Here is a 22,409-nt window from a genome sequence, read left to right on the forward strand (position 1 = left end):
TCGTCCCCTGTGACAAAGGTCGCGTGCTGACAACATGGTGAAAGAGGCGAACACGGAAGTGTCGACCCAGCAGACTTCGCATGAGAATCCACTCGCGGACTTCGGTCCCAACGAGTGGATCGTCGACGAGATGTACCAGCGCTATCTGGCCGACCCCACCAGCGTCGACCCCGCCTGGCACGACTTCTTCGCCGATTACAAGCCGGCCACGGCCGCGGGCTCGATCGCGACGCCCGACGAGGCCAAGGCCGCCAACGCGAAGGCCACCGCCGAGAAGGCCGGCACGGACGCGCCCGCCGCCTCCACCGTGGCGCCGGTCAAGCCGACCGTTCCGGCCGCACCCGCGCCGGCCGCCAAGCCCGCCGCCGCGGCCCCCGCCCCGGCCGCCACGCCGAAGGCGTCCCCGGCACCGGCCAAGGCCTCCGCCAACGGCAGTGCCCCGGCCGGCGCCAAGGTGACCACGCTGCGCGGCGTCGCCGCCCGCATCGTGCAGAACATGGATGCCTCGCTCGAGGTGCCGACCGCCACGTCGGTGCGGGCCATCCCGGCCAAGCTGCTGGTCGACAACCGCATCGTGATCAACAATCACCTCGCCCGCGGGCGCGGCGGCAAGGTCAGCTTCACCCACCTCATCGGCTGGGCGCTGGTCCGCTCGGTCAAGGCGCACCCGGAGATGAACAACTCCTTCGCCGAGGTGGACGGCAAGCCGGCCGTCGTGCAGCCCGAGCACATCAACCTCGGCATCGCCATCGACCTCGCCAAGAAGGACGGCACGCGGACCCTCGTCGTGCCCTCCATCAAGAACTGCGAGCAGATGGACTTCCGGCAGTTCTGGCAGGCGTACGAGGACGTGGTCCGGCGCGCCCGCCGCAACGAGCTGACCATGGACGACTACGCCGGCACCACCATCTCGCTGACCAACCCCGGCGGCATCGGCACGGTGCACTCCATCCCGCGCCTGATGAGCGGCCAGAGCGCGATCATCGGCGTCGGGGCGATGGAGTACCCCGCGCCCTACTCCGGCATGTCCGACGAGACCCTCACCGAGCACGGCGTCAGCAAGGTCACCACGCTGACCAGCACCTACGACCACCGCGTCATCCAGGGTGCGCAGTCCGGCGAGTTCCTCAAGGCGATGCACGAGTTCCTGCTCGGCGAGCACTCGTTCTACGACGACATCTTCACCTCGCTGCGGATCCCGTACGAGCCGGTCCGCTGGGTGCGCGACGTCGCCCGGACCTCCGAGGGGCAGATCGACAAGGCCGCCCGGGTGGTCGAGCTGATCCACGCGTACCGGGTGCGCGGTCACCTCATGGCCGACACCGACCCGCTCGAGTTCGAGATCCGCCGGCACCCCGACCTGGACGTGCTCCAGCACGGGCTGACCCTGTGGGACCTCGACCGGACGTTCCCGGTCGGCGGTTTCGCCGGCAAGCAGAAGATGAAGCTGCGCGACGTGCTCGGCGTGCTGCGCGACACCTACTGCCGCCGGGTCGGCATCGAGTACATGCACATCCAGGGCCCCGAGGAGCGGCGCTGGATCCAGGACCGGATCGAGATCAAGTACACGAAGCCGGACCAGGAGGAGCAGAAGCACATCCTCAACCGGCTCAACGCGGCCGAGGCGTTCGAGACCTTCCTGCAGACCAAGTTCGTCGGTCAGAAGCGGTTCTCGCTGGAGGGCGGCGAGTCCCTGATCCCGCTGCTCGACGCCGTCCTGGAGTCCTCGGCCGAGGCCGGGCTCGACGAGATGGTCATCGGCATGGCCCACCGCGGCCGGCTCAACGTGCTCGCGAACATCGTCGGCAAGCCGTACGAAAAGATCTTCAACGAGTTCGAGGGCCAGATGGACCCGAAGTCGGCCCACGGCTCCGGCGACGTGAAGTACCACCTCGGGCAGACGGGCAAGTACACGACGCCCGACGGCGAGAATTCCACCACCGTCAGCGTGGTCGCCAACCCGTCCCACCTGGAGGCCGTCGACCCGGTCCTCGAGGGCATCGTCCGCGCCAAGCAGGACCGCCTCGACCTGGGCCTGCACGGCTACACGGTGCTGCCGGTGCTGGTGCACGGCGACGCCGCGTTCGCCGGGCAGGGCGTGGTGGCCGAGACGCTCAACCTCTCCCAGCTGCGCGGCTACCGCACCGGCGGCACGGTGCACGTCGTGGTCAACAACCAGGTCGGCTTCACCACCGCCCCGGAGTACAGCCGCTCGTCGCTCTACTCGACCGACGTCGCGCGCATGATCCAGGCGCCGATCTTCCACGTGAACGGCGACGACCCCGAGGCCGTCGTACGGGTCGCGAAGCTCGCCTTCGAATACCGCCAGGCGTTCAACAAGGACGTCGTGATCGACATGGTCTGCTACCGCCGCCGCGGTCACAACGAGGGCGACGACCCGTCGATGACCAACCCGCGGATGTACCAGATCATCGACACCAAGCGCTCGGTCCGCAAGCTGTACACCGAGGAGCTCATCGGCCGCGGCGACATCACCATCGACGGCGCGCAGGAGCAGCTCCGCGACTACCAGTCGCAGCTCGAGAAGGTGTTCAAGGCGACCCGCGACTCCGCCGGCTCGCCGCCGCGGGTGCGGCCCACCCCGGGCGACGAGCCCGAGCCCACGGTGGAGAGCGCGGTCGACGCGGCCGTGGTCAAGTCCGTCGGCCAGGCGCACGTCGACCTGCCCGAGGGCTTCACCCCGCACAAGCGGGTCCAGCAGCTGCTCGAGCGGCGCGCCCGGATGTCGGTCGAGGGCGGCATCGACTGGGGCTTCGGCGAGCTCGTCGCGTTCGGATCCCTGCTCGCCCAGGGCGTGACCGTACGCCTCGCCGGCCAGGACTCCCGCCGCGGCACGTTCACCTCGCGGCACGCCTCCATCGTCGACGCCAAGACCGGCGACGACTTCCTGCCGCTGTCCACGCTCGCCACCGGCAACGCCCGCTTCTTCGTCCACGACTCCCTGCTCAGCGAGTACGCGGCGATGGGCTTCGAGTACGGCTACTCGGTCGAGAACCCGGACGCGCTGGTGCTGTGGGAGGCCCAGTTCGGCGACTTCGTCAACGGCGCCCAGTCCATCGTCGACGAGTTCATCTCCTCCGGCGAGGTGAAGTGGGGCCAGCAGTCGTCGCTGGTGCTGCTCCTCCCGCACGGCCAGGAGGGCCAGGGCCCGGACCACTCGTCCGGCCGGCCGGAGCGGTTCCTGCAGCTCTGCGCGCAGGACAACATGCGGGTGGCCAACCCGACCACCCCGGCCAACTACTTCCACCTGCTGCGCCGCCAGGCGCTGTCGACCAAGCGCAAGCCGCTGATCGTCTTCTCGCCCAAGTCCCTGCTGCGCCACAAGCTCGCGGTGTCGTCGGTCGCCGACTTCACCACCGGCTCGTTCCAGCCGGTGCTCGGCGACGCGGGCATCAACGGCAAGCCGCTGGACGCCTCGGCGGTCAAGCGGGTGCTGCTCTGCTCGGGCAAGGTCTACTACGACCTGTTCCAGGCCCGCGCCGAGCGCGGCATCACCGACACGGCGATCATCCGGATGGAGCAGATCTACCCGCTGCCGGTCGAGGAGCTCAAGGCCGTCCTCCACCAGTTCCCCGACGCGGAGGACTTCGCGTGGGTCCAGGAGGAGCCGGCCAACCAGGGCGCCTGGTCGTTCGTGGCGCTGAACCTCCTCGAGCACCTCGAGGGCGTCCGCCTGCGGCGCATCTCCCGCCCGGCGGCGGCCGCCCCCGCGGTCGGCTCGGCGAAGATGCACGAGGCGGAGCAGTCCGCGCTGATCGAGGCGGCCCTGCCCCGCCCCTGACGCGACCCGTTCCCGCAGCGCCCCGTCGTCCGCGGCGGGGCGCTGCTGCATAGGATCCGAGGCATGTACTTCACCGATCGAGGCATCGAAGAGCTGGTCGAGCGGCGCGGCGGGGAGACCGTGACGCTGGAGTGGGTGGCCGAGCAGCTGCGGACGTTCGTGGACGTCAACCCGGAGTTCGAGACGCCGATCGAGCGCTTCGCGACGTGGCTGGCCCGTGACGACGAGGACGATGAGGAGTAGCGGCGAGGGCCGGCCGATCCGCCGGATCGAGCGGGACCCGCTGGCCGAGGTCGACCGTACGGCGTGGTGGGCGGCGATCCCGGCGGTGGCGGCGCTGCTCGACCACGGGCTGAACATCCCGGCCGGCGTCACGTTCCTCGTCGGCGAGAACGGGTCCGGCAAGTCCACACTGATCGAGGCGCTCGCCGCCGCCCACGGGCTGAACCCCGAGGGCGGCTCGCGCGATGCCCGGCACAGCAGCCGGGTCACCGAATCGCCGCTGGGTGAGGCGCTGAAGGTGATCCGCACCCCGGGGCGCCGGGCGAACGCGTATTTCCTGCGCGCCGAGACGATGCACGGGCTCTACACGTACCTGGAGAGCCTGCCGGGGTCCCCGGACCACGACCTGCACGACCGGAGCCACGGCGAGGGCTTCCTCGAACTGCTCGCCCGCAAGTTCCGGGGGTACGGCTTCTACCTCATGGACGAGCCCGAGGCGCCGCTGTCGTTCACGTCGACGCTCGGGCTGCTGGCCCGCCTCGACGCGCTCCGGGCCGACGGCGCCCAGATCGTGGTCGCCACCCATTCGCCCCTGCTCACCGCCCTGCCCGGCGCGACCATCCTGGAGCTCGGCGAGCACGGCATCCGGCGTACGGCCTGGGACGAGCTCGAGGTCGTCGGGCACTGGCGGCGCTTCCTGGGCGACCCGGGCAGTTATATGCGCTGAATTTGTCGTACGCCCCCGCTAGGTTCAGCACGCTGATCGATGTCTACGGGGGCGGCGATGGACGAGCGGGAAGCCACGGACAGGTCCGTCTGGGCGGAGTTCACCGTCGGCATGCGCGGGCGGTGGCAGCAGCGGCGCGCCATGCTGCGGCTGCTGCCCCGCGGCGGCCCGGCGGTGGTCGGCACCGCGGTGGCCCTCCAGGTCGTCGCGGGCCTGCTGCCGATCGGCTTCGTGCTGGCCACCGCCGAGGTGATCGCCGGCGTCCCCGCCGCGGTCGCCGGCGGGGTCGACTCCGAGGCATGGCGCGAGCTGCGCGACCACCTGATCACCGCCGCGGCGCTGTTCTTCGCCATCCAGCTCCTGCTGCCGGTCCAGGCCTTCCTCGGCGAGCTGCTCAGGCGCCGGATCGACGGCGGGATCCGGGACCGGCTGATGGCCGACTCCTTCCGGGGCACCGGCATCGCCGTCCTCGAGGATCCCGAGCTGCTCGACCAGGCCGCCGACGGCCTCACCATGCTGCGCATGGGCCACTGGTCACCCGGGGCGGCCTGCGCCGGCTTCATCGCGCTGCTCTCCCGCTATCTGCAGACCGTCGCCGCCGCGGCTGTCATCTCTTTCGCGTACGCGTGGCAGGCCGGCCTCGCGGTCCTCGTCGCCGGCCTGACCATCCGCTTCGGCTACCGCGTCGGGCTGTCCGTTTTCGGCCGCATCTACAGGCGGCATCAGCGGGTGCGCCGCCGGCGGTTCTACTTCCGCGACCTGCTCCTGACCTCCGGGCCCGCCAAGGAGATCCGCATCTTCGGCCTGCTCGACTGGGTCGGGTCGCGCTACGCCGAGGCGTTCATGCAGGGCGCCCTGCCGGTGTGGCGGCAACGCCGGCGGATCTTCTACGGACCGTACGTGCTCTACACCCTGACGGCGTTCGTGCTGCTCAGCGCCGCCCTGGCCGGCGCCGCCCGAGCGACCGCCACCGGCGTGCTGACCATCGGAGCCTTCATGATCGTCATGCAGGCCGCGCTCACCTCGATCCGGATCGGCGCGTTCATCGCCGAGTCCGATGTGCAGACCGAGTACGGCATGAACGCCGAGACCGCCCTCCGTCGCTTCGGCGAGCTGACGACCGCGGCCGCCGACGGCGAGCGGGGCGGCGAGCCGGTGCCGCCGGACGCGCCGGTGCGGGAGATCCGCTTCGAGCAGGTCACCTTCCGCTACACGCCGGACTCCCCGCCGGTCCTCGACGGGCTCGACCTCACCATCCCGGCCGGGGCCTCGCTCGCGATCGTCGGGCTCAACGGCGCGGGCAAGACCACCCTCGTCAAGCTGCTCGCCCGGCTCTACGAACCCGAGTCGGGCCGGATCACCGCCGACGGGGTGGACATCCGCACCTTTGACGGCGCCGCCTGGCAGCGCCGGGTGGCCGCCATCTTCCAGGACTTCGTGCACTTCGAACTGCCGGTCCGCGACAACGTCGGCTTCGGCGCGGCCGGCGACCACGACGACGCCGCCGTCGAGGACGCCCTGCGCCGCGCCGGGGCGCTCGACTTCGTCACCGCCCTGCCGGCGGGCCTCGACACCCCGCTCTCCCGACAGTACGAGGACGGCGCGGACCTCTCCGGCGGCCAGTGGCAACGCATCGCCATCGCCCGCGCCCTGATGGCCGTCCACGGCGGCGCCCGCGTCCTGGTGCTGGACGAGCCGACCGCGGCCCTGGACGCCCGCGCCGAGGTCGCCTTCTTCGACCGCTTCCTCGACCTCACCCGGGGCGTGACCAGCCTGGTCATCTCCCACCGCTTCTCCACGGTCCGCCGCGCCGACCGCATCGCCGTCCTCGAATCCGGCCGCGTCGTCGAGTCCGGCACCCACGCCGACCTCCTCACCCTCGGCGGCCGCTACGCCGAACTCTTCACCCTCCAGGCAGCCCGCTTCACCGGCTCCCACCCCTCCCCCGACCCCCTCGACCAGCCCGCCCCCACTGGGCCCACCGACCCACCCGGCGCCCTCACCGTGCCCACCGACCCACCTGACGCCCCCACCGCCTCCGCCGCTCCACCCGGCGCCCCCACCGCACCCCGTGCCCCCGCCACCTCGGCCGCCCCACCCGGGGCCCTCACCGCACCCAGTGCCCCCGCCACTTCCGCCGCCCCACCCGGCGTCCCTGCCGCCTCCGCCGTCCCACCCGGCATCCCCGCCGCGTCCGCCGGCCCGGCCCAGCACTCCGCCGGGCCGTCCGATCGTCCCGCCGGCCTGTCGGACGAGCTGCCCGAGGAGGCGGTCGCCGATGCGTGATCTGTGGCATGGCATCAGCGGCGTGCTGGCGTCCTCCTGGCGGGTCGGCCGCGGCCGACTGCTGGTCTCCGCCCTGCTCATGCTGCTCGGCAACGTGAGCACCCCGCTGATCGCCGTCTTCCTGGCCGTCACCACCGACGCCGCGCTGCGCCGGGACACCGCCACCGCCGTCCAGGCCGCCGTCGCCGTGGCCGTGGTCGCGCTGCTCAGCCTGACCATGGAGCACTTCGCGCACATCTTCTTCTTCGAGCTGGCCGACCTGCACCACCTGCGCGCCGAGCGGGAACTGGGCGACCTCGCCCAGGGCACCGCCGGCCTCGAACAGCACGAGCGGCAGGACTACGCCGACCGGATGGAGCTGCTCCGCAAGGAGACGTGGGAGCTGGGCGCGGGAGTGCAGACCGTGCTCACCGCCATCACCCTGTCGGTGCAGATCGCGCTCACCGGCGTGCTGCTGGCCCGGCTCGAGCCGTGGCTGCTGGTGCTGCCGCTCTTCGCCGTACCCCCGTTGATCGCGGGCCGGCTCGCGGAGGCCCGCCACGAACGCGCTGAGCTGGCCACGGCGGAAGCCCGCCGGTTGAGCTGGCATCTGCTGGAGCTCGCCGTCAGCCCCGCCGCCGCCAAGGAGATCCGGCTCTTCGGGCTGCGTCGGGTGCTGCGCGAGCGCCAGACCGCCGCGCGCCGCGCCGAGGAGGTGCCGCTGCGCCGGGCCGAGCTGATCGGGCTGGGCCTGCGGCTGGCCGGCCAGCTCATCTTCGCCGTCGGCTACGTCGCGGCGGTGGTCGTCGTGGTGCGGTCGGCGATCGCGGGTCAGCGTACGGTCGGCGACGTGGTCCTCGTGATCACCCTGGCCGTGCAGACCAACGCCCAGGCGGCCGGGGCCGTGGCCGTCGCCGGGCAGCTCCAGCGCAACGCCCGGGCCATGGGCTGGGTCCGCTGGCTGCGCCGGGAGTCGGCCCGCGCCGCCGACCCGGTGGTGCCCGACCGGCCGGTCCCGGCGACGCTCACCGACGGCCTCCGCTTCGACGGGGTGGCGTTCCGCTACCCCGGCACGGACACCGACGTCCTGCGTGACGTGACCCTGCACATCCCGGCGGGCGCGACCGTGGCCATCGTCGGCGACAACGGGGCGGGCAAGTCCACGCTGGTCAAACTCCTGGCCCGGTTCTACCGGCCGACCGCGGGCGAGATCACCGTCGACGGCGTCGACCTGCGCCGCATCGACCCGGCCGCCTGGCGGGAACGGATCACGGCTGGCTTCCAGGACTTCCTCAAACTCGAGGCCCCGGCCCGGGAGAGCATCGGCGCCGGCGACCTGCCCAGCCTCCTCGACCCGGCGGCGGTCCCCGCGGCCGTGCACCGGGCCGACGCGCAGGCGGTGATCGACCGCCTCCCCGAGGGCCTCGACTCCCACCTCGGCAAGTCCTACGAGGACGGCGAGGAGCTCTCCGGCGGCCAGTGGCAGCGCGTAGCCCTGAGCCGCGCCATGATGCGCGAGGAACCCCTGCTCCTCCTGCTGGACGAGCCGACGGCGGCCCTCGACCCGCTGACCGAACACGCCCTCTTCGAGCGCTACGCCGCCTCCGCCCGCGACCTCGGCCACCGCACCGGCGCGATCACCGTGCTGGTGTCCCACCGCTTCTCCACCGTACGCATGGCCGACCTGATCCTCGTGATCTCGGACGGCCGCATCGCGGAATCCGGCACCCACGACGCCCTGATGGCCCACGACGGCATCTACGCCGAGATGTTCACCCTCCAAGCCTCGGCCTACCGCTGAGCCGGCCGGCCACGCCGTCCCCGCCCGCCGCTTCGGCACCCTCCCTCCCCTGCCTCTTTCGCGGTCCGGCTCGGCTCGTGCGGCGGCGGGGACTCGGGTCTTCCGGCCTTGTCCACAGGGTCGCGAGACCCCCGGCATGATCACGGTCGGGCCGGTAGGTTGAGGCATGTGGCAAGCAGCGTCTACGTCGCCGGGCTCGGCCCCGGAGTCGGCAAAGGAACGGTCGCACTCGGGCTGATCGAGCTCCTGTCGCGGCAGGTGGCCCGCATCGGGGTCTTCCGGCCGCTGGTGCCCGGGCCGGGCAAGGATCCGCTGCTCACGTTGCTGGCCAGCCGATACCCCCTGGCCGCCGGCTACGACGAGTCCTACGGCGTCACCATGAACGAGGCCGCCGCGCTCGTCGCCGACGGGCGGCGGGAGGAGCTGATCTCCCGCATCGTCGAGCGCTACCGGGCCGTCGAGCGGCAGTGCGCGTCCGTGGTCGTGGTCGGCAGCGACTTCACCGACGGGCAGGACGAGGTCCACGACGAGCTGCCCCGCGAGCTGGCCTTCAACGCCCGCCTCGCCACCGAGTTCGGCAGCGTCGTGGTGCCGGTGGTCAGCGGGCAGGGCCGGCGTACGGATCTCGGGGCCGCGGTGCGCTCGGCGTACCATTCGCTCGTCGATCTCAATGCCACCGTGCTGGCCGTGATCGCCAACCGGGTGCCCGACGGGGTTCCCACCCCGGACGGCCTGCCCGTGCCGGTCTGGACCATCCCCGAGGTGCCCGCCGTCGCGGCGCCGACCGTCGCCGAGGTCGCCGAGGCGCTGGACGCGACCGTGGTGACCGGCAGCGAGGCCGCGCTGGACCGCGATGTTCTCGACTACGTGGTCGGGGCCGCGCACGTGCCCGCCGTGCTCGACCACCTCACCGACGGCGCGCTGGTGATCACTCCCGGCGACCGCGCCGACCTGCTCGTCGCGGCCAGCGCCGCACACGCCGCGGGCAACGTCACCCTGGCCGGCCTGGTGCTGACCATCGGCGAGTTCCCCGACCCGCGCGCCGTGCGCGTCATCGAGCGGCTGAACACCGGCCTCGCGATGCTGGTCGTGAAGTCCGACAGCTACCACACGATCAGCGCCGCCGGCCGCATCCAGGCGCAGCTCAGCCCCGGCACGCCGCGCAAGGTGGAGGCGGCGCTCGGCGCCTTCGAGAAGCACGTCGACACCGCCGAGCTCGACCGCCTCCTCGACGTCACCCGCTCCAGCCGGGTCACCCCGCTGATGTTCGAGAACGACCTGATCGACCGGGCCCGGGCCGACCGCCGCCACCTGGTGCTCCCCGAGGGCACCGACGAACGCATCCTGCGCGCCACCGAAACCCTGCTGCGGCGCGGTGTCGCCGACCTCACCCTGCTCGGCGACCCGTCCGAGATCAACCGCCGGGCCCGCGAGCTCGGAGTGGAGATCGGTGCCGCCCGGCTGGTCGATCCGGCCACGAGCCCCTGGCGCGACGACTTCGCCGAACGCTACGCCGAGCTGCGCAAACATCGGGCGGTCACCCTCGACCTGGCGTACGACGTGGTCCGCGACGTCAACTACTTCGGCACGATGATGGTCGCCTCCGGCCTGGCCGACGGCATGGTCTCCGGGGCGACCCACACCACCGCCGCGACGATCCGTCCCGCCTTCGAGATCATCAAGACGGTGCCCGGCGTCTCGGTCGCGTCGAGCGTCTTCTTCATGCTGCTCGCGGACCGCGTCCTCGTGTACGGCGACTGCGCCGTCAACCCCGACCCGGACGCGGAACACCTCGCCGACATCGCGCTCTCGTCAGCCCAGACGGCGGCGGCCTTCGGCATAGAACCCCGGGTGGCGATGCTCTCCTACTCGACCGGCAGCTCCGGGGCGGGCGCCGACGTCGAGAAGGTCGCGGCGGCCACCGCCCTGGTCCGCGAACGCCGCCCCGACCTGCCGGTGGAGGGCCCGATCCAGTACGACGCGGCCATCGACCCGGCGGTCGCCGCCACGAAACTGCCGGACAGCGCGGTGGCGGGCAAGGCCACGGTCTTCGTCTTCCCCGACCTGAACACGGGCAACAACACGTACAAGGCGGTCCAGCGCTCGGCCAACGCGGTCGCCGTCGGCCCGGTGATGCAGGGCCTGCGCCGCCCCGTCAACGACCTCTCCCGAGGCGCGACAGTGAAGGACATCGTGAACACAGTGGCCATCACGGCGATCCAGGCACGCTCATGAAGATCCTGGTCCTCAACTGCGGCTCATCATCGGTCAAGTACCGCCTCTTCGACGACGATCCCGCCGGAGCCTCTTCCTCCTCCGCCGCAGCCTCTTCTCCCGCCGCCGGGTCCGCGGCTTCCTCCTCCTCCCCCGCCGCCGGCGCGTCCTCCTCTCCCGCCGCCGGGCCCGGAGCTTCCTCGCCCGCCGCCGCCGGGTCTGGGGCGGCGGTCACGCTCGCCAAAGGGTTGATCGAGCGGATCGGTGAGGCCGGCGGTGACGCGGCCGACCACACCGAGGCACTGCAACGCGTGATGGAGTCCGTCGACATCTCCGGCCTCGGCGCCGTCGGCCACCGGGTCGTGCACGGCGGCAGCCGCTTCGGCTCGGCGACGGTCATCGACGACGACATGGTCGCGACGATCGAGGACCTGGTGCCGCTCGCACCGCTGCACAATCCGCCGGCGCTCAGCGGCATCGCCGTCGCCCGCAAGCTTCTGCCCGACGTGCCGCAGGTCGCCGTCTTCGACACGGCGTTCCACCAGACCATCCCGCCGGACGGCGTCACGTACGCGATCGACGCCGCCCTCGCCGAACGCTGGCAGATCCGGCGCTACGGCTTCCACGGCACGTCCCACGCCTACGTCGCCCGGCGCACCGCGGCGCTGCTCGACCTCCCCGCCGACCGCGCCAACGTGATCACCCTGCACCTGGGCAACGGCGCCAGCGCCTGCGCCGTCGAGGGCGGCCGCAGCGTAGCCACCTCCATGGGCATGTCACCCCAGTCAGGCCTGGTGATGGGCACCCGCAGCGGCGACATCGACCCCACGGTGATCTTCCACCTGCACCGCGTGGCCGGCCTGCCCATCGAGGAGATCGAGACCTCCCTGACCCGCCACGCCGGCCTCCAGGGCCTGAGCGGCGCCAACGACATGCGAGAGGTCGAACGCCGCTACACCGAGGGCGACCCGGCAGCCACCCTCGCCTTCGACGTCTACTGCCGCCGCCTGAAGGAGTACGTCGGCACGTACCTCGCGGTCCTCGGCCGGGTCGACGCGGTGACCTTCACGGCGGGCATCGGCGAAAACTCCCCGCTGGTGCGCGAGGCCGCCCTGAAAGGCCTGGCCCCCCTCGGCATCGAGATCGACACCGCCCGCAACGAGGCCAAGGACCGCAGCGAACGCATCATCTCGCCGGACGGGGCCCGGGTGAAGGTCTGCGTGATCCCGACGGACGAGGAACTGGAGATCGCCGAACAGGCCAAGGCCGCACTCGCCGCAGCCACCTGAGAGCCACGCCGAGAAGCCGCCGCCGGCATCGCCCAACTCGAGCGGCGGCCGAAGGCGCCTGACCACCGCCTCCTCGACACGCCCGCGCCGCCCTGGAACCGCACCGCCCGGAGGCCGCACCACCCTGGGACCACGCCGCCCGAGAACCGCACCACTCGCGGACCACACCGCCTGGGAACCGCACCGCCCGCGGACCACACCGCCCGAGAACCGCACCGCCCGAGAACCACACCGCCCGAGAACCACACCGCCCGAGAACCACACCGCCCGAGAACCACACCGCCCGAGAACCACACCGCCCGCGGACCACGCCGCCCGCGGACCACGCCGCCCGCGGACCACGCCGCCCGGGGACCGAACCGCTCGGGGCCGGCTGGAGGGCGCATGACTGAGGGTGCCCCTCGCGGGACACCCTCAGGGTGAGCCGACGGCCGACGGATCGACCGGCGGATCTGCGGCTGCGGACGGACCTGCCGTTGGCGGACGGCGAGGAGCCGGTCAGCCGACGGCGAGCCAGGCGATGAGCGCGATCAGGACGACCGCGACCACGGCACCGGCGATGATCAGCGGGGTCTTCGAGCCCGCGGCGGGCTCCTCCGGGGCGTTCTGCGTGAAGGCACGGAACGCCTCGGTGTTACCGGCTGGGTCGACGCTGTTGTCAGACATGCGGACGACCATAGCGAAGCCGCCCGCCCCGGATCCAGGCCCACCCGCCCTCTACCAGGGCGTACGCGGCATCCTCCCGAAATTCACCCGTCCGTGGGAGTGTTGAAGGCGCCGAGATTGCCCCTCCGTGCCCCCTTCGCCGCCCCAGCATGACGCCCGGGATCGAGACCGCACCTGTCCGTGATCAACGAGATCGGAACCGGCACACCCGGCGACCCGGCTCGAGGCATGGCCAGGAGTCGGCAAGGTCACTCGTGCTCTGCGCCAGCCAGGTCGGGCCTGCACGGCACAGGAACACAGCCGGGGACAGGAGCAGCCCGGAACAGGCGTTCGCAGCGCACCTGGGCGCGGGTGGCCAGTCCCCGCGCGCCAAACGCAAGGACGCCACGTGTTCACGGCGCGAAGCGCGCCCGGCACAGAGCACGCGGGGCAGGACGCGCGGGCAGGACGCCCGGGGTACGACGCGCGGGGCAGGACGCCCGGGGCAGGACGCGGAGCAGGACACGCGGAGCAGGACACGCGGAGCAGGACACGCGGGAGCAGAGCGCCCGGGGCAGGACACGCGGGAGCAACACGCGGGGCAGGACACGGGGGGCAGAGCCCCCGGGGCAGCCCGGGGCAGCCCGGGGCAGAACGCGCGGGGCAGAGCGCGCGGCAGGGCAGACCTGGCGTGGGGCGGTTCTCGATCTTCGGATGGTGGGCGGGGGCGCGGGCACAATGGTTCGGATGGGATTCCGGGGCGCCGTACTGATGATCACCGCTTTGGCCGTCGCGGGCGCGCTCGGCTCCTGCTCGTCGGGGGGTGATGAGGCCGGCGGTGTTCCTGGCGGCACGGGTTCGGCGCCGGCGAGTGTCGCTGCGCCGGGCGTTGCCAGTTCGGCCCCTTCCGGTGGGGTGGCTCGGGGGTCGGCGCCCTCGTCGAAGGCCGCCGCCGGGAAGGCGCCGGGCGGGACGTTTGCTGTGACCGTACGGAAAATGAAGCTCAGCCGGGGCAAGGACCGGCCGCTGCCCACCACCGTCTGGTATCCGACCGGCGGCGACGGGCCCTTTCCGGTGATCGTCTTCAGCCATGGCTTGACCGGTCAGCCGAGCGACTACGCCAGCCTGCTGTCCCGCTGGGCCCGCGCCGGTTTCGTCGTGGCGGGCGCCGCCTACCCGCACACGTCCTCCGGGGTTGCCGACTTCAACGTGCTGGACGTGATCAACCAGCCGGCCGACGCCTCGTACGTGCTCACCAAGGTTCTCGCTCTGAACACCAAGGACGGCGACCCGCTGGAGCACCGCCTCGACACGGCCCACGTCGCGGCGGCGGGACACTCGGGTGGCGGCATCACCACGATCGGGATGCTCTCCGGCAACCGCGACGACCGTCTGACCGCCGCGGTGGTGCTGGCCGGACGCCAGGTCCTGCCAACCCCGTTCGCCGGCCCGAAGACCCCCGTGCTGTTCGTGCACGGCAAGCTGGACCGCACCGTGCAGTACGCCGACGGCCTCGCCGCCTTCGACGCCGTGCCCTGGCCCAAGGCAATGCTCACCCTGCCGCAAGGTGGCCACGTGACCACGGGCGACGCCGACCTGTCCCTGGTAGCCACGGCGACAACGGACTTCTGGCGGTGGAGCCTCTACGGAGATGCGGCGGCCAAGAAGCGGCTCGCGGACACCAAGAACCTGGACGACCAGCTCTGAGACCGCGGACGACTCACCGGCTGACCCGGCCCGCCACGACGGCCGTGGACCGCATGGGCGCGTCCGGCACGAGCCCGCCCTGAACACATGCGTAACGCACGCCACGAGGGAGAACGCTGCCAGCGCGAGCAGGCCGTGTGCGCACGGGTGGCGCAAGCGGACCGGGAGCGTACGCCTAACGCAGGCCAACCCTAACCGCACCCGTGACGCAAGCCGACCCTACCGCACGCGTGACGCCAGCCGACCGGGAGCGCACGCGTGACGCAAGCCGACTGGGAACGCGACCAGCGCGAACGGGCCGTAAGCGCACGCATGGCGCAAGCCGGTTCCGAGCGCACGCGTGACGCAAACCAGCCGGGAGAACGCGGCTGGTGCAAGCCGACCGGGATGGTGCGGCCGGCGCCCCGGCGATCCTGGTTCAGTGCAGGTGGTCGATCGCTACCTTGCCGAACACCTCCCCCGAGTTGAGCCGGGCGAACGCGTCCGAGATCGCGGAGAAGCCGTACGTCGAGTCGATGATCGGGCGGATATCTTTCGCTACGCACAGGTCGAGCAGTGCCGCGAGTTCGTCGGCCGTTCCCATCGTGCTGCCCAGGATCTCCAGTTGCATCATGAAGACTCGGCGGAGATCGACCTTGGGGAACGGGCCGCCTGTCGCGCCGCAAACGACGACGCGGGCACCGGGGGCGGCGCACTTCAGGGAGTGCTCGAAGGTGGGCGCGCCGACCGACTCGATGACGACGCCCACGCGCTCGGGGAGACGGGCGCCGGGTTCGACCGCGGTCGCGCCGAGCTCGGCGATTCTGTCGCGCTTGCCGGCGTCTCGGCTGGTCGCGTACACACGCTTGCCGAGGGCGACCGCGAGCACGGCGGCGGCGGTTGCGACTCCCCCGCCTGCGCCCTGGACCAGCACCGCCTCCGCGTCGGAGACGCGACCCCGGGCGGTGAGCATGTGGTACGCCGTGAGCCACGCAGTCGGCAGACAAGCCGCGTCCAGGAACGAGATGCCGGCCGGCTTGGGCACGAGGTTCTTCGCCGGCACGGCCACGCGCTCGGCCAGCGTGCCCGGCCAGCGCTCGGACAGCAGCGAGAAGCCGCGGGGATCCTGCGGGTCCTCGATGACCGGGTAGATGACCACCTCGTTGCCCTGCGCATCCACTCCGGACGCGTCGCAGCCGAGGATCATCGGTAGCCGGTCGGCGGGCAGGCCCACCCCGCGCAGCGACCAGATCTCGTGGTGGTTGAGGGAACTGGCGCGGATGTCGACCGTCACCCAGCCGTCGGGCGGCGACGGCTCGGGCTGATCGCCGACGGTGAGGGCGGCGAGCGGTTCGTCCGGTTTCGTGGCACTGGCGTAGGCGGCGCGCATGCCAGGAACGCTAGTCACCGGCTCCGGAGCACGCCACCCACCACGCATCGGCCTGGGGATAACCGGTGTTGTGGATAAGCGGATGGGCCTTCACCTGCGCACGGGCATCCACGGCACGGCCGATGTGGAGAACCGGCCAGCCACCGGCCGGCTCCGGAAGAATCGATCCGCAAGACCCAGCCGAAAGCCAGCCGTGGACCCGACAAGAGCCGGCGCCCAGCTCCAACAAGAGCCAGCCGCCAGCCCAACAAGAGCCGGCAGCCAGCCCCGGCAAGAGCCAGCCGCCAGCCCCGACAAAAGCCGACCGCCGGCCCCGACAGGGACCGGCGGCCGGGCATCTGAAGATCACCGAGAAGGACTACCCCGCGCACAACCACCGAAAAAGGGTCAGGGATGAGACGAAATGCCGCTCGAGGGCAGCGTGACCGCCACCGACGGGCCTGCCGGTGCCGGAATGACCGGGATCGCCGAGGTCTCGACCGGGGTCAGCCGTGCGACCCCGTCGCGCTCCGCGGCCCGGGCCACCGCTGCTGCCACCGCCGGGGCGACCCGGGGGTCGAGGGGCGACGGCACGATCTGGTCCGGGCGCAGGTCGTCGGACACGACCTCGGCGATGGCCTCGGCCGCCGCCACCTTCATCCGTTCCGTGATGCGGGTGGCGCGGGCGTCCAGGGCGCCGCGGAAGATGCCCGGGAACGCGAGCACGTTGTTGATCTGGTTGGGGTAGTCGCTGCGGCCGGTGGCGACGATCGCGGCGAACTTGTGGGCGATCGCGGGCGGGACCTCGGGGGTGGGGTTGGCCAGGGCGAAGATGATGCCGTCCTGGGCCATGCCGGACAGGGCACTCTCCGGGATGGACCCGCCCGAGACGCCGATGAGGACGTCGGCGCCGATCAGGGCCTCGGTGATTCCTCCCGTGCGGCCGGAGTAGTTCGTTCCCTCCGCGAGCCTCGTCTTGGCGCCGGTGAGCCCGGGGCGGTCGGCGTGGATGATGCCCTGCGAGTCGCAGATGATCATGTTGGCGCCCTGCACCCCGGCGGCGATCAGCGTGTCGGTGATGGCCACGCCCGCGGCACCGGCGCCGCTGACGACGATGCGCAGGTCGGCGAGGCGGCGGCCGAGCAGGGCGACGGCGTTGCGCAGCGCGGCGAGCACGACGATCGCGGTGCCGTGCTGGTCGTCGTGGAAGACGGGGATGTCCAGGGCCTCGTCCAGGCGCCGTTCGATCTCGAAGCACCGCGGGGCGCTGATGTCCTCGAGGTTGATGCCGCCGAACGACGGGCCGAGCGCCTTGACCACCGCGATGATGCCCTCGACGTCCTGCGTGTCCAGGCAGATGGGCACCGCGTCGACGCCGCCGAACTGCTTGAACAGCACCGCCTTGCCCTCCATCACCGGCATCGCGGCCTTGGGGCCGATGTTGCCCAGGCCGAGGACCGCCGAGCCGTCGGTGACCACCGCGACGGTGTTGCCCGTCCACGTGTAGTCGTAGTGCAGCTTCTCGTCCTCGGCGATCGCCTCGCAGACGCGGGCCACGCCCGGCGTGTACGCGAGGGACAGATCGTCACGGCTGGACAGCGGGACGGTGGAGGCGACCGCCATCTTGCCCCGCTTGTGCAGGTCGAAGACGGGGTCGGCGGCCAGCGCGGGGTCGATCTCAAAACTGAAGAAGGACAACGGGGACTCCAGACACGCATCGGAACGTCGGTGTGCCAGCCGGCCCTGATGCGCGAGTCTGCGCGGACCGACGTGCGATGCGGGGGTCACCCGGTGAAGCAACCGCAAGACTTCGGTGTGCTGCGGCTACCGGACATTAACTTAGCCGACCGGGGCGAGGCCAGTACCGGAACATGACACGTCCGATGACATCCGCCACCCCGTACGCTCGGGAATCGTCGGTCACGAAGTCGTTGTCGCCGCGTACCCACCAGCCCTGGTCCTGGGCCCGGACCGCGCGTTTCACGACCAGCAGATCGGGCCGCGAGCGGAAGCGCGCGACCACGACGTCGCCTTCCCGGACGCGCCGCGTCCGGTGCACCACCAGGGCGTCTCCGGAGCGCAGGGTGGGTGCCATCGAGGGCCCTTGCACCAGTACGGCGAAGAGCGGCAGTTGCAATGTCATGGCATCAATCCCGCGTGGAGTGTCGGTGCAGATGTAAGGGGTAGTGTCAGACCGGATCATCGCAAACTCATGGAGGGGTCCCGATGCGACTTCCGCGTATCTTCACGCCGCGCACTGTTGTCAGCGCGCACTGCGACCTGCCCTGTGGGGTCTACGACCCCGCCCAGGCTCGCATCGAGGCGGAGTCGGTGAAGGCCATCGCCGAGAAGTACCAGGCGAACACCGACCCCGAGTTCCGCACTCGCGCCATCCTCATCAAGGAGCAGCGGGCCGACCTGGTCAAGCACCACCTGTGGGTGCTCTGGACGGACTACTTCAAGGCCCCGCACTTCGAGAAGTACCCGAACCTCAACCAGCTGTTCAACGAGGCCACCAAGCTCGCCGGCGCCTCCGGGGCCAAGGGCTCCATGGATCCGGCCGTCGGTGAGCAGCTGCTCGCCAAGATCGAGGAGATCTCCAAGATCTTCTGGGAGACCAAGCAGGCGTGAGCCTCAGAATCCCCCCGGAGATCGGGCGGGCGTGAGCCACGCAGAGGGGCGCCTGGCCAAGCAGGCCCGGGCCGGGATGCCCCCTCGGATTCGGCCGGCACGTCGCGGTGACGTGCCGGCCATCGTGGCAATGGTGCACGAACTGGCCGAGTTCGAGCGTGCGGCCGAGGCGTGCCACCTGACCGAGGAGCAGCTCCGGGCCGCCCTCTTCGACGACCGCCCCACCCTGTACGGGCACGTGGCCGTCGACGGGAACGACGCTCCTTACGGCGCGGCGCTGTGGTTCCTCAACTTCTCGACCTGGGAAGGCGTCCACGGCGTCTACCTCGAGGACCTGTACGTCCGCCCGGGCCACCGCGGCACCGGAGCAGGCGCGGCCCTGCTCGCCGAGCTCGCCCGCATCTGCGTCGATCGGGGGTACCGGAGACTCGAGTGGGTGATGCTCGACTGGAACCCCGCGGCCGACTTCTATGCCTCGATCGGGGCCTCTGTCACGGAGAACTGGCTTCCCTACCGGCTGACCGGGGCCGCCCTGGGACAACTCGCCGAGCGCGCATCGCCCAACAGGCGATAGAGTCTCGACCATCGGGAGGATGGGGTCGGTGACTCAGCTTCAGACAACGCATTCGGAACCGGCGTTCGGTGACGACGTCGTGTTGCTCACCGTGCCCGCCGACGGTGGCTACCTGGGAGTGCTGCGGACGGCGACGGCCGGTCTCGCGGCGCGGCTGCACTTCGCCCTCGACGAGATCGAGGACCTGCGCATCGCCGTCGACGAGGCCTGCGCGATGCTCCTGGCCATCGCCACGCGCGGGGCCGACCTCGAGTGTCGCTTCGCGGTGACCGACGACGCGCTCACGGTCGAGGTGACGGTCGCCACTGTCCGCGGGGCGCGGCTGCCGTCGGAGTCCTCGTTCGCGTGGAAGGTGCTGACGGCCCTGACCACGTCCGCGTCGGCCGAGGCCAACGGCCGGCACGCCACGATCCGTCTCCTCACCCGCCGCACAGAGAACTGAACCCACCCCGGGAACTTGGAATCGGGCAAAAGCCCCAGGAGCACGGCAACGGCAAGAACCCGCGCCGCCGGAGCCGACAGCGCTCAGCGCTGGGTCGCCCCGGTGATGTACTCCAGATGCCGGCGCCCCACATCCATCGCCGCTGCCGCGTCCCTGTTCCGGATGCACGTCAGCAGCTCCCGGTGGTCGGCGTCGATCCGGGTCCAGTATCCGTCCGGCAGCGCCTCGACCACCTCCTCGCCGTACGTCACGTGGTACAGCGGCCGGGTGACCAGCTCGAACAGCGGGTTGCACGTGGCCGACACCACCGCCGCGTGGAAGGCCGCGTGGGCCGACAGCATCGTGCCGAGTTCGTCCAGGTCGGGGTCGAACATGGCGCCGCGCATCTCGACCAGGTGGGCGTCCGTGCGGCGCTGTGCGGCCAGGCCCGCGGCCGGGATCTCCACGGCGTGCCGCAACTCGAGCAGATCCGCCAGGCCGACCTCGGCGGAGTTCGTGAGCAGGGTGAGCCCGGTGGAGAGCGCCTCGGAAAGCTGCTCGGCGTCGGGGTGGGCGACGAAGCTGCCGCCCGTGACCCCTCGGGTAGTGACGATCAGGTGCTGGCTGGCGAGGAGCCGGAGCGCCTCCCGTACGGTGCTGCGGCTAACCCCCGAGCGCACGCAGAGCTCGGGCTCCGGTGGCAGTCGCACGCCGGGCCGCAGCCGCCCGGACGTGATCTCGTCGCGCAGCTCGTCGGCCAGTAGTTGATACGCCGGCGGGCGCACCGTCGATCCGGTCACTCGCTCACCCCCTTGTGATCCGCCCACTCAGGGTAGGCCTTTCCCCGCCGGGGGGAAGGGCTGATGACCAGGCCGGGAGCGGTCCGTCGCACATGCGGGAGCGCACCGGGGGCACCGGGCCCACAGATTAGGTAACCGGCGCTCCGGGAACGAGTAGAACCAACCGTCAGTCGAGCCCGAGCGCCCGCGTCGACGCCGGAAGCAGACAGAGCACCGCCACCCCGACTCCGAGCGCCATCATCGCCGCGCCGGCCCACGCGGGACCCGTCTGCAGCAGGAAGCCGCCGGACGCGATGACGAACAGCTGGACGACGATCGCCGGTCCGCGGGCCCGCGCCGAACGCCGTCCCAGCGCCCGCGCCACCAGGAAAACGGCGAAGACGCCGATGGCGGCCATCACTGTGAGGGAGATCGCCACCGGCAGGCTGCCGGGTTCCGCCGTCACGACCAGGACCATCAGGTACGCCGTGAGCACCGCGAGCCCCGCGCACTCGGCGAAGAGGAGGCGCACCGCCCAGGCCAGAGTTGTCGGAGATCGCACATCCGCAGGGGTCACCGCTGTACGATACCGGCCTGCTCGGGGTGGTTCCGGGAGGTACAGTGCCGCGCATGCGAGCGTTACTGGTGGTTAACCCCAAGGCCACCACGACCAGTGAGCGCAGCCGGGACGTGCTGGTCCGGGCCCTGCGCAGCGAGGTCGACCTGACGGTGGAGTACACGTTGCGGCGGGGTCACGCGACCGCGCTGGCCCGTACGGCGGCCGAGAGCGGCGTCGACGTGGTCGTGACCCTCGGCGGCGACGGCACGATCAACGAGGCCGTCAACGGTCTGATGACGGCGACCCCCGGCCTGTCCTCCAGCGGCACGTCGCCGGCTTTCCGGCTGCCCGCGCTCGCGGTGGTGCCCGGCGGCTCCACGAACGTCTTCGCCCGCGCGCTGGGGCTGCCGCGCGACTGGGTGGAGGGCACCGGGGTGATCCTGGACGGCCTGCGTTCGGGACGGCACCGGGTGATCGGCCTCGGCCGGGCGGACGACCGCTACTTCACTTTCACGGCCGGGCTGGGGCTGGATGCCGCAGTGACCCGCCGGGTGGAACAAGCACGACTTCGCGGCCGTACGTCCACTCCCGCGCTTTATGTCCGGTCATTGATCGGCCAGGTTCTCTCCGGCGAGGACCGCAAGGCACCGCCGTTGTCGATCGAGCGGCCGGGCGAGGAACCGGAGACCGGACTGGGCACCGTCATCCTCCAGAACACCGCTCCGTGGACGTATATCGGGGACCGCCCGATCAACCCCAACCCCCAGGCGTCGTTCGACCGTGGACTTGACGTACTGGCCGTTCGTAGCCTAGGCGTGGCGAGCACAACACGCACAGTTACTCAGATGACGTCCCGGCGTGCCGAACCACATGGCCGCAACGTGCTCCGGCTGCATGATCAGGCAGAGATCACCGTCATCGCGTCGCGGCCTCAGCCGTTCCAGCTCGACGGGGACTACCTGGGGGAGCGCCAGAAGGTGCACTTCTTGTCCGTTCCCGAGGCGCTACGTGTGATCTGCTGAGGATCGGGTAGGCGTCTGGGAGCACCCCTCACGATCCGTTACAAAAACAGCGTCAAAAGGTCGGCAACGCGGCGCGTACCGTACTACATTGATGGGAGCGTTCCTGCGTCGGTCCCGGGGGAAGCCTCAGAACCGGACAAAAGGGTCGTGAGCTAGCTCACCCGCTCGGAGAAATTCCGAGCGCTACCCTTGACATCGCGGGAGTTCGTGAAAGCATTCACAAGCGATAAGAAGTAACCGGATGCCGCTCGCCCGCGTTCCTAATCCAGAAGGCGCGGAACGGCCTCCTGAACAAAGCTTGCTCACGCACTGGTGATCGGACGAACGCAGTCCGTCGGTCATCACGGCGGATGCAGATAAATGCAAGTCAGTAAGTCCGCACCATTTCATTACCCCATCCGAA

At 71.2% G+C, this 22,409-nt stretch carries 18 protein-coding genes; 12 read left to right on the top strand and 6 right to left on the bottom strand.

Features of this window, described 5'->3' with window-relative positions; all coding sequences use genetic code 11:
• Positions 1 to 58 precede the first annotated feature (58 nt).
• The 7 genes from CLV70_RS09125 to CLV70_RS09160 all read left to right on the top strand — a co-directional run bounded on the left by CLV70_RS09125 (position 59) and on the right by CLV70_RS09160 (position 12,320).
• The gene (locus CLV70_RS09125) at positions 59 to 3,802 is read left to right on the top strand and encodes a multifunctional oxoglutarate decarboxylase/oxoglutarate dehydrogenase thiamine pyrophosphate-binding subunit/dihydrolipoyllysine-residue succinyltransferase subunit (RefSeq protein ID WP_106125946.1); all 3,744 of its coding nucleotides are present in this window, start codon (positions 59 to 61) and stop codon (positions 3,800 to 3,802) included.
• A 63-nt stretch (positions 3,803 to 3,865) separates the two neighbouring features.
• Positions 3,866 to 4,045: a DUF6104 family protein gene (locus CLV70_RS09130; RefSeq protein ID WP_106125947.1), complete on the top strand. Its 180-nt coding sequence runs from the start codon at positions 3,866 to 3,868 to the stop codon at positions 4,043 to 4,045.
• Positions 4,035 to 4,751 carry an AAA family ATPase gene (locus CLV70_RS09135; protein ID WP_106125948.1) on the top strand — a complete coding sequence of 239 codons (717 nt, stop codon included), beginning with the start codon at positions 4,035 to 4,037 and terminating at the stop codon, positions 4,749 to 4,751. The genes CLV70_RS09130 and CLV70_RS09135 overlap by 11 nt, the downstream gene beginning before the upstream one ends.
• A 57-nt stretch (positions 4,752 to 4,808) precedes the next feature.
• Complete coding sequence (locus CLV70_RS09140; protein WP_106125949.1) at positions 4,809 to 7,037, top strand: ABC transporter ATP-binding protein; 2,229 nt, start codon at positions 4,809 to 4,811, stop codon at positions 7,035 to 7,037.
• Positions 7,030 to 8,817: an ABC transporter ATP-binding protein gene (locus CLV70_RS09145; protein ID WP_106125950.1), complete on the top strand. Its 1,788-nt coding sequence runs from the start codon at positions 7,030 to 7,032 to the stop codon at positions 8,815 to 8,817. Before CLV70_RS09140 ends, CLV70_RS09145 begins: the two co-directional genes overlap by 8 nt.
• Before the next feature lie 168 nt (positions 8,818 to 8,985).
• Entirely contained in the window at positions 8,986 to 11,052 is a 2,067-nt protein-coding gene (gene pta, locus CLV70_RS09150; protein WP_106125951.1) for a phosphate acetyltransferase, read from the top strand.
• Positions 11,049 to 12,320, top strand: a complete 1,272-nt coding sequence (locus CLV70_RS09160; RefSeq protein ID WP_245908117.1) for an acetate/propionate family kinase — start codon at positions 11,049 to 11,051, stop codon at positions 12,318 to 12,320. The genes pta and CLV70_RS09160 overlap by 4 nt, the downstream gene beginning before the upstream one ends.
• A 498-nt stretch (positions 12,321 to 12,818) precedes the next feature.
• On the opposite strand, the gene CLV70_RS40085 is transcribed toward CLV70_RS09160, so the two are convergent.
• Positions 12,819 to 12,986 carry a hypothetical protein gene (locus tag CLV70_RS40085; RefSeq protein WP_170148589.1) on the bottom strand — a complete coding sequence of 56 codons (168 nt, stop codon included), beginning with the start codon at positions 12,984 to 12,986 and terminating at the stop codon, positions 12,819 to 12,821.
• 750 nt (positions 12,987 to 13,736) lie between these two features.
• Between CLV70_RS40085 and CLV70_RS09170 the strand changes: the two genes are divergently transcribed.
• A complete protein-coding gene (locus CLV70_RS09170; RefSeq protein WP_106126087.1) occupies positions 13,737 to 14,672 on the top strand; it encodes a poly(ethylene terephthalate) hydrolase family protein in 936 nt (311 codons plus the stop codon).
• A 418-nt stretch (positions 14,673 to 15,090) separates the two neighbouring features.
• Here the strand turns inward: CLV70_RS09170 and CLV70_RS09175 are convergent, their stop codons facing one another.
• The 3 genes from CLV70_RS09175 to CLV70_RS09185 all read right to left on the bottom strand — a co-directional run bounded on the left by CLV70_RS09175 (position 15,091) and on the right by CLV70_RS09185 (position 18,163).
• Positions 15,091 to 16,041: a zinc-binding dehydrogenase gene (locus tag CLV70_RS09175; RefSeq protein WP_106125955.1), complete on the bottom strand. Its 951-nt coding sequence runs from the start codon at positions 16,039 to 16,041 to the stop codon at positions 15,091 to 15,093.
• A 387-nt stretch (positions 16,042 to 16,428) separates the two neighbouring features.
• Complete coding sequence (locus tag CLV70_RS09180) at positions 16,429 to 17,718, bottom strand: NAD(P)-dependent malic enzyme (RefSeq protein WP_425440129.1); 1,290 nt, start codon at positions 17,716 to 17,718, stop codon at positions 16,429 to 16,431.
• 136 nt (positions 17,719 to 17,854) lie between these two features.
• Positions 17,855 to 18,163, bottom strand: a complete 309-nt coding sequence (locus CLV70_RS09185) for a S26 family signal peptidase (RefSeq protein WP_106126089.1) — start codon at positions 18,161 to 18,163, stop codon at positions 17,855 to 17,857.
• A gap of 83 nt (positions 18,164 to 18,246) precedes the next feature.
• Between CLV70_RS09185 and sodN the strand changes: the two genes are divergently transcribed.
• From sodN to CLV70_RS09200, 3 genes are all read left to right on the top strand, one after another.
• Entirely contained in the window at positions 18,247 to 18,651 is a 405-nt protein-coding gene (gene sodN, locus CLV70_RS09190; RefSeq protein ID WP_106125956.1) for a superoxide dismutase, Ni, read from the top strand.
• A gap of 130 nt (positions 18,652 to 18,781) precedes the next feature.
• Positions 18,782 to 19,225 (top strand): GNAT family N-acetyltransferase, encoded by a 444-nt coding sequence (locus tag CLV70_RS09195; RefSeq protein ID WP_245908139.1) that lies wholly within the window; start codon positions 18,782 to 18,784, stop codon positions 19,223 to 19,225.
• A gap of 28 nt (positions 19,226 to 19,253) precedes the next feature.
• Entirely contained in the window at positions 19,254 to 19,667 is a 414-nt protein-coding gene (locus CLV70_RS09200; protein ID WP_245908119.1) for an ATP-binding protein, read from the top strand.
• An 83-nt stretch (positions 19,668 to 19,750) separates the two neighbouring features.
• Here CLV70_RS09200 and CLV70_RS09205 read toward each other — a convergent pair whose 3' ends face one another.
• Entirely contained in the window at positions 19,751 to 20,446 is a 696-nt protein-coding gene (locus CLV70_RS09205) for a FadR/GntR family transcriptional regulator (protein ID WP_106125958.1), read from the bottom strand.
• Positions 20,447 to 20,612: 166 nt separating this feature from the next.
• Positions 20,613 to 21,002 carry a hypothetical protein gene (locus CLV70_RS09210; protein WP_245908120.1) on the bottom strand — a complete coding sequence of 130 codons (390 nt, stop codon included), beginning with the start codon at positions 21,000 to 21,002 and terminating at the stop codon, positions 20,613 to 20,615.
• Between the two features lie 53 nt (positions 21,003 to 21,055).
• On the opposite strand from CLV70_RS09210, the gene CLV70_RS09215 reads away from it, so the two are divergent.
• Complete coding sequence (locus CLV70_RS09215) at positions 21,056 to 22,006, top strand: diacylglycerol/lipid kinase family protein (protein ID WP_106126091.1); 951 nt, start codon at positions 21,056 to 21,058, stop codon at positions 22,004 to 22,006.
• Positions 22,007 to 22,409 lie beyond the last annotated feature (403 nt).

This window comes from Pseudosporangium ferrugineum (assembly GCF_003002065.1).
Taxonomy (GTDB): Bacteria; Actinomycetota; Actinomycetes; order Mycobacteriales; family Micromonosporaceae; genus Actinoplanes; species Actinoplanes ferrugineus_A.

Bases quoted from the DNA above. Each gene is read 5' to 3' on its own strand.
- CLV70_RS09130 (WP_106125947.1), top strand. From the start codon at position 3,866: ATGTACTTCACCGATCGAGGCATCGAAGAGCTGGTCGAGCGGCGCGGC.
- CLV70_RS09135 (WP_106125948.1), top strand. From the start codon at position 4,035: ATGAGGAGTAGCGGCGAGGGCCGGCCGATCCGCCGGATCGAGCGGGAC.
- CLV70_RS09140 (WP_106125949.1), top strand. From the start codon at position 4,809: ATGGACGAGCGGGAAGCCACGGACAGGTCCGTCTGGGCGGAGTTCACC.
- CLV70_RS09145 (WP_106125950.1), top strand. From the start codon at position 7,030: ATGCGTGATCTGTGGCATGGCATCAGCGGCGTGCTGGCGTCCTCCTGG.
- CLV70_RS09160 (WP_245908117.1), top strand. From the start codon at position 11,049: ATGAAGATCCTGGTCCTCAACTGCGGCTCATCATCGGTCAAGTACCGC.
- CLV70_RS40085 (WP_170148589.1), bottom strand. From the start codon at position 12,986: ATGTCTGACAACAGCGTCGACCCAGCCGGTAACACCGAGGCGTTCCGT.
- CLV70_RS09170 (WP_106126087.1), top strand. From the start codon at position 13,737: ATGATCACCGCTTTGGCCGTCGCGGGCGCGCTCGGCTCCTGCTCGTCG.
- CLV70_RS09175 (WP_106125955.1), bottom strand. From the start codon at position 16,041: ATGCGCGCCGCCTACGCCAGTGCCACGAAACCGGACGAACCGCTCGCC.
- CLV70_RS09185 (WP_106126089.1), bottom strand. From the start codon at position 18,163: ATGACATTGCAACTGCCGCTCTTCGCCGTACTGGTGCAAGGGCCCTCG.
- sodN (WP_106125956.1), top strand. From the start codon at position 18,247: ATGCGACTTCCGCGTATCTTCACGCCGCGCACTGTTGTCAGCGCGCAC.
- CLV70_RS09195 (WP_245908139.1), top strand. From the start codon at position 18,782: ATGGTGCACGAACTGGCCGAGTTCGAGCGTGCGGCCGAGGCGTGCCAC.
- CLV70_RS09215 (WP_106126091.1), top strand. From the start codon at position 21,056: ATGCGAGCGTTACTGGTGGTTAACCCCAAGGCCACCACGACCAGTGAG.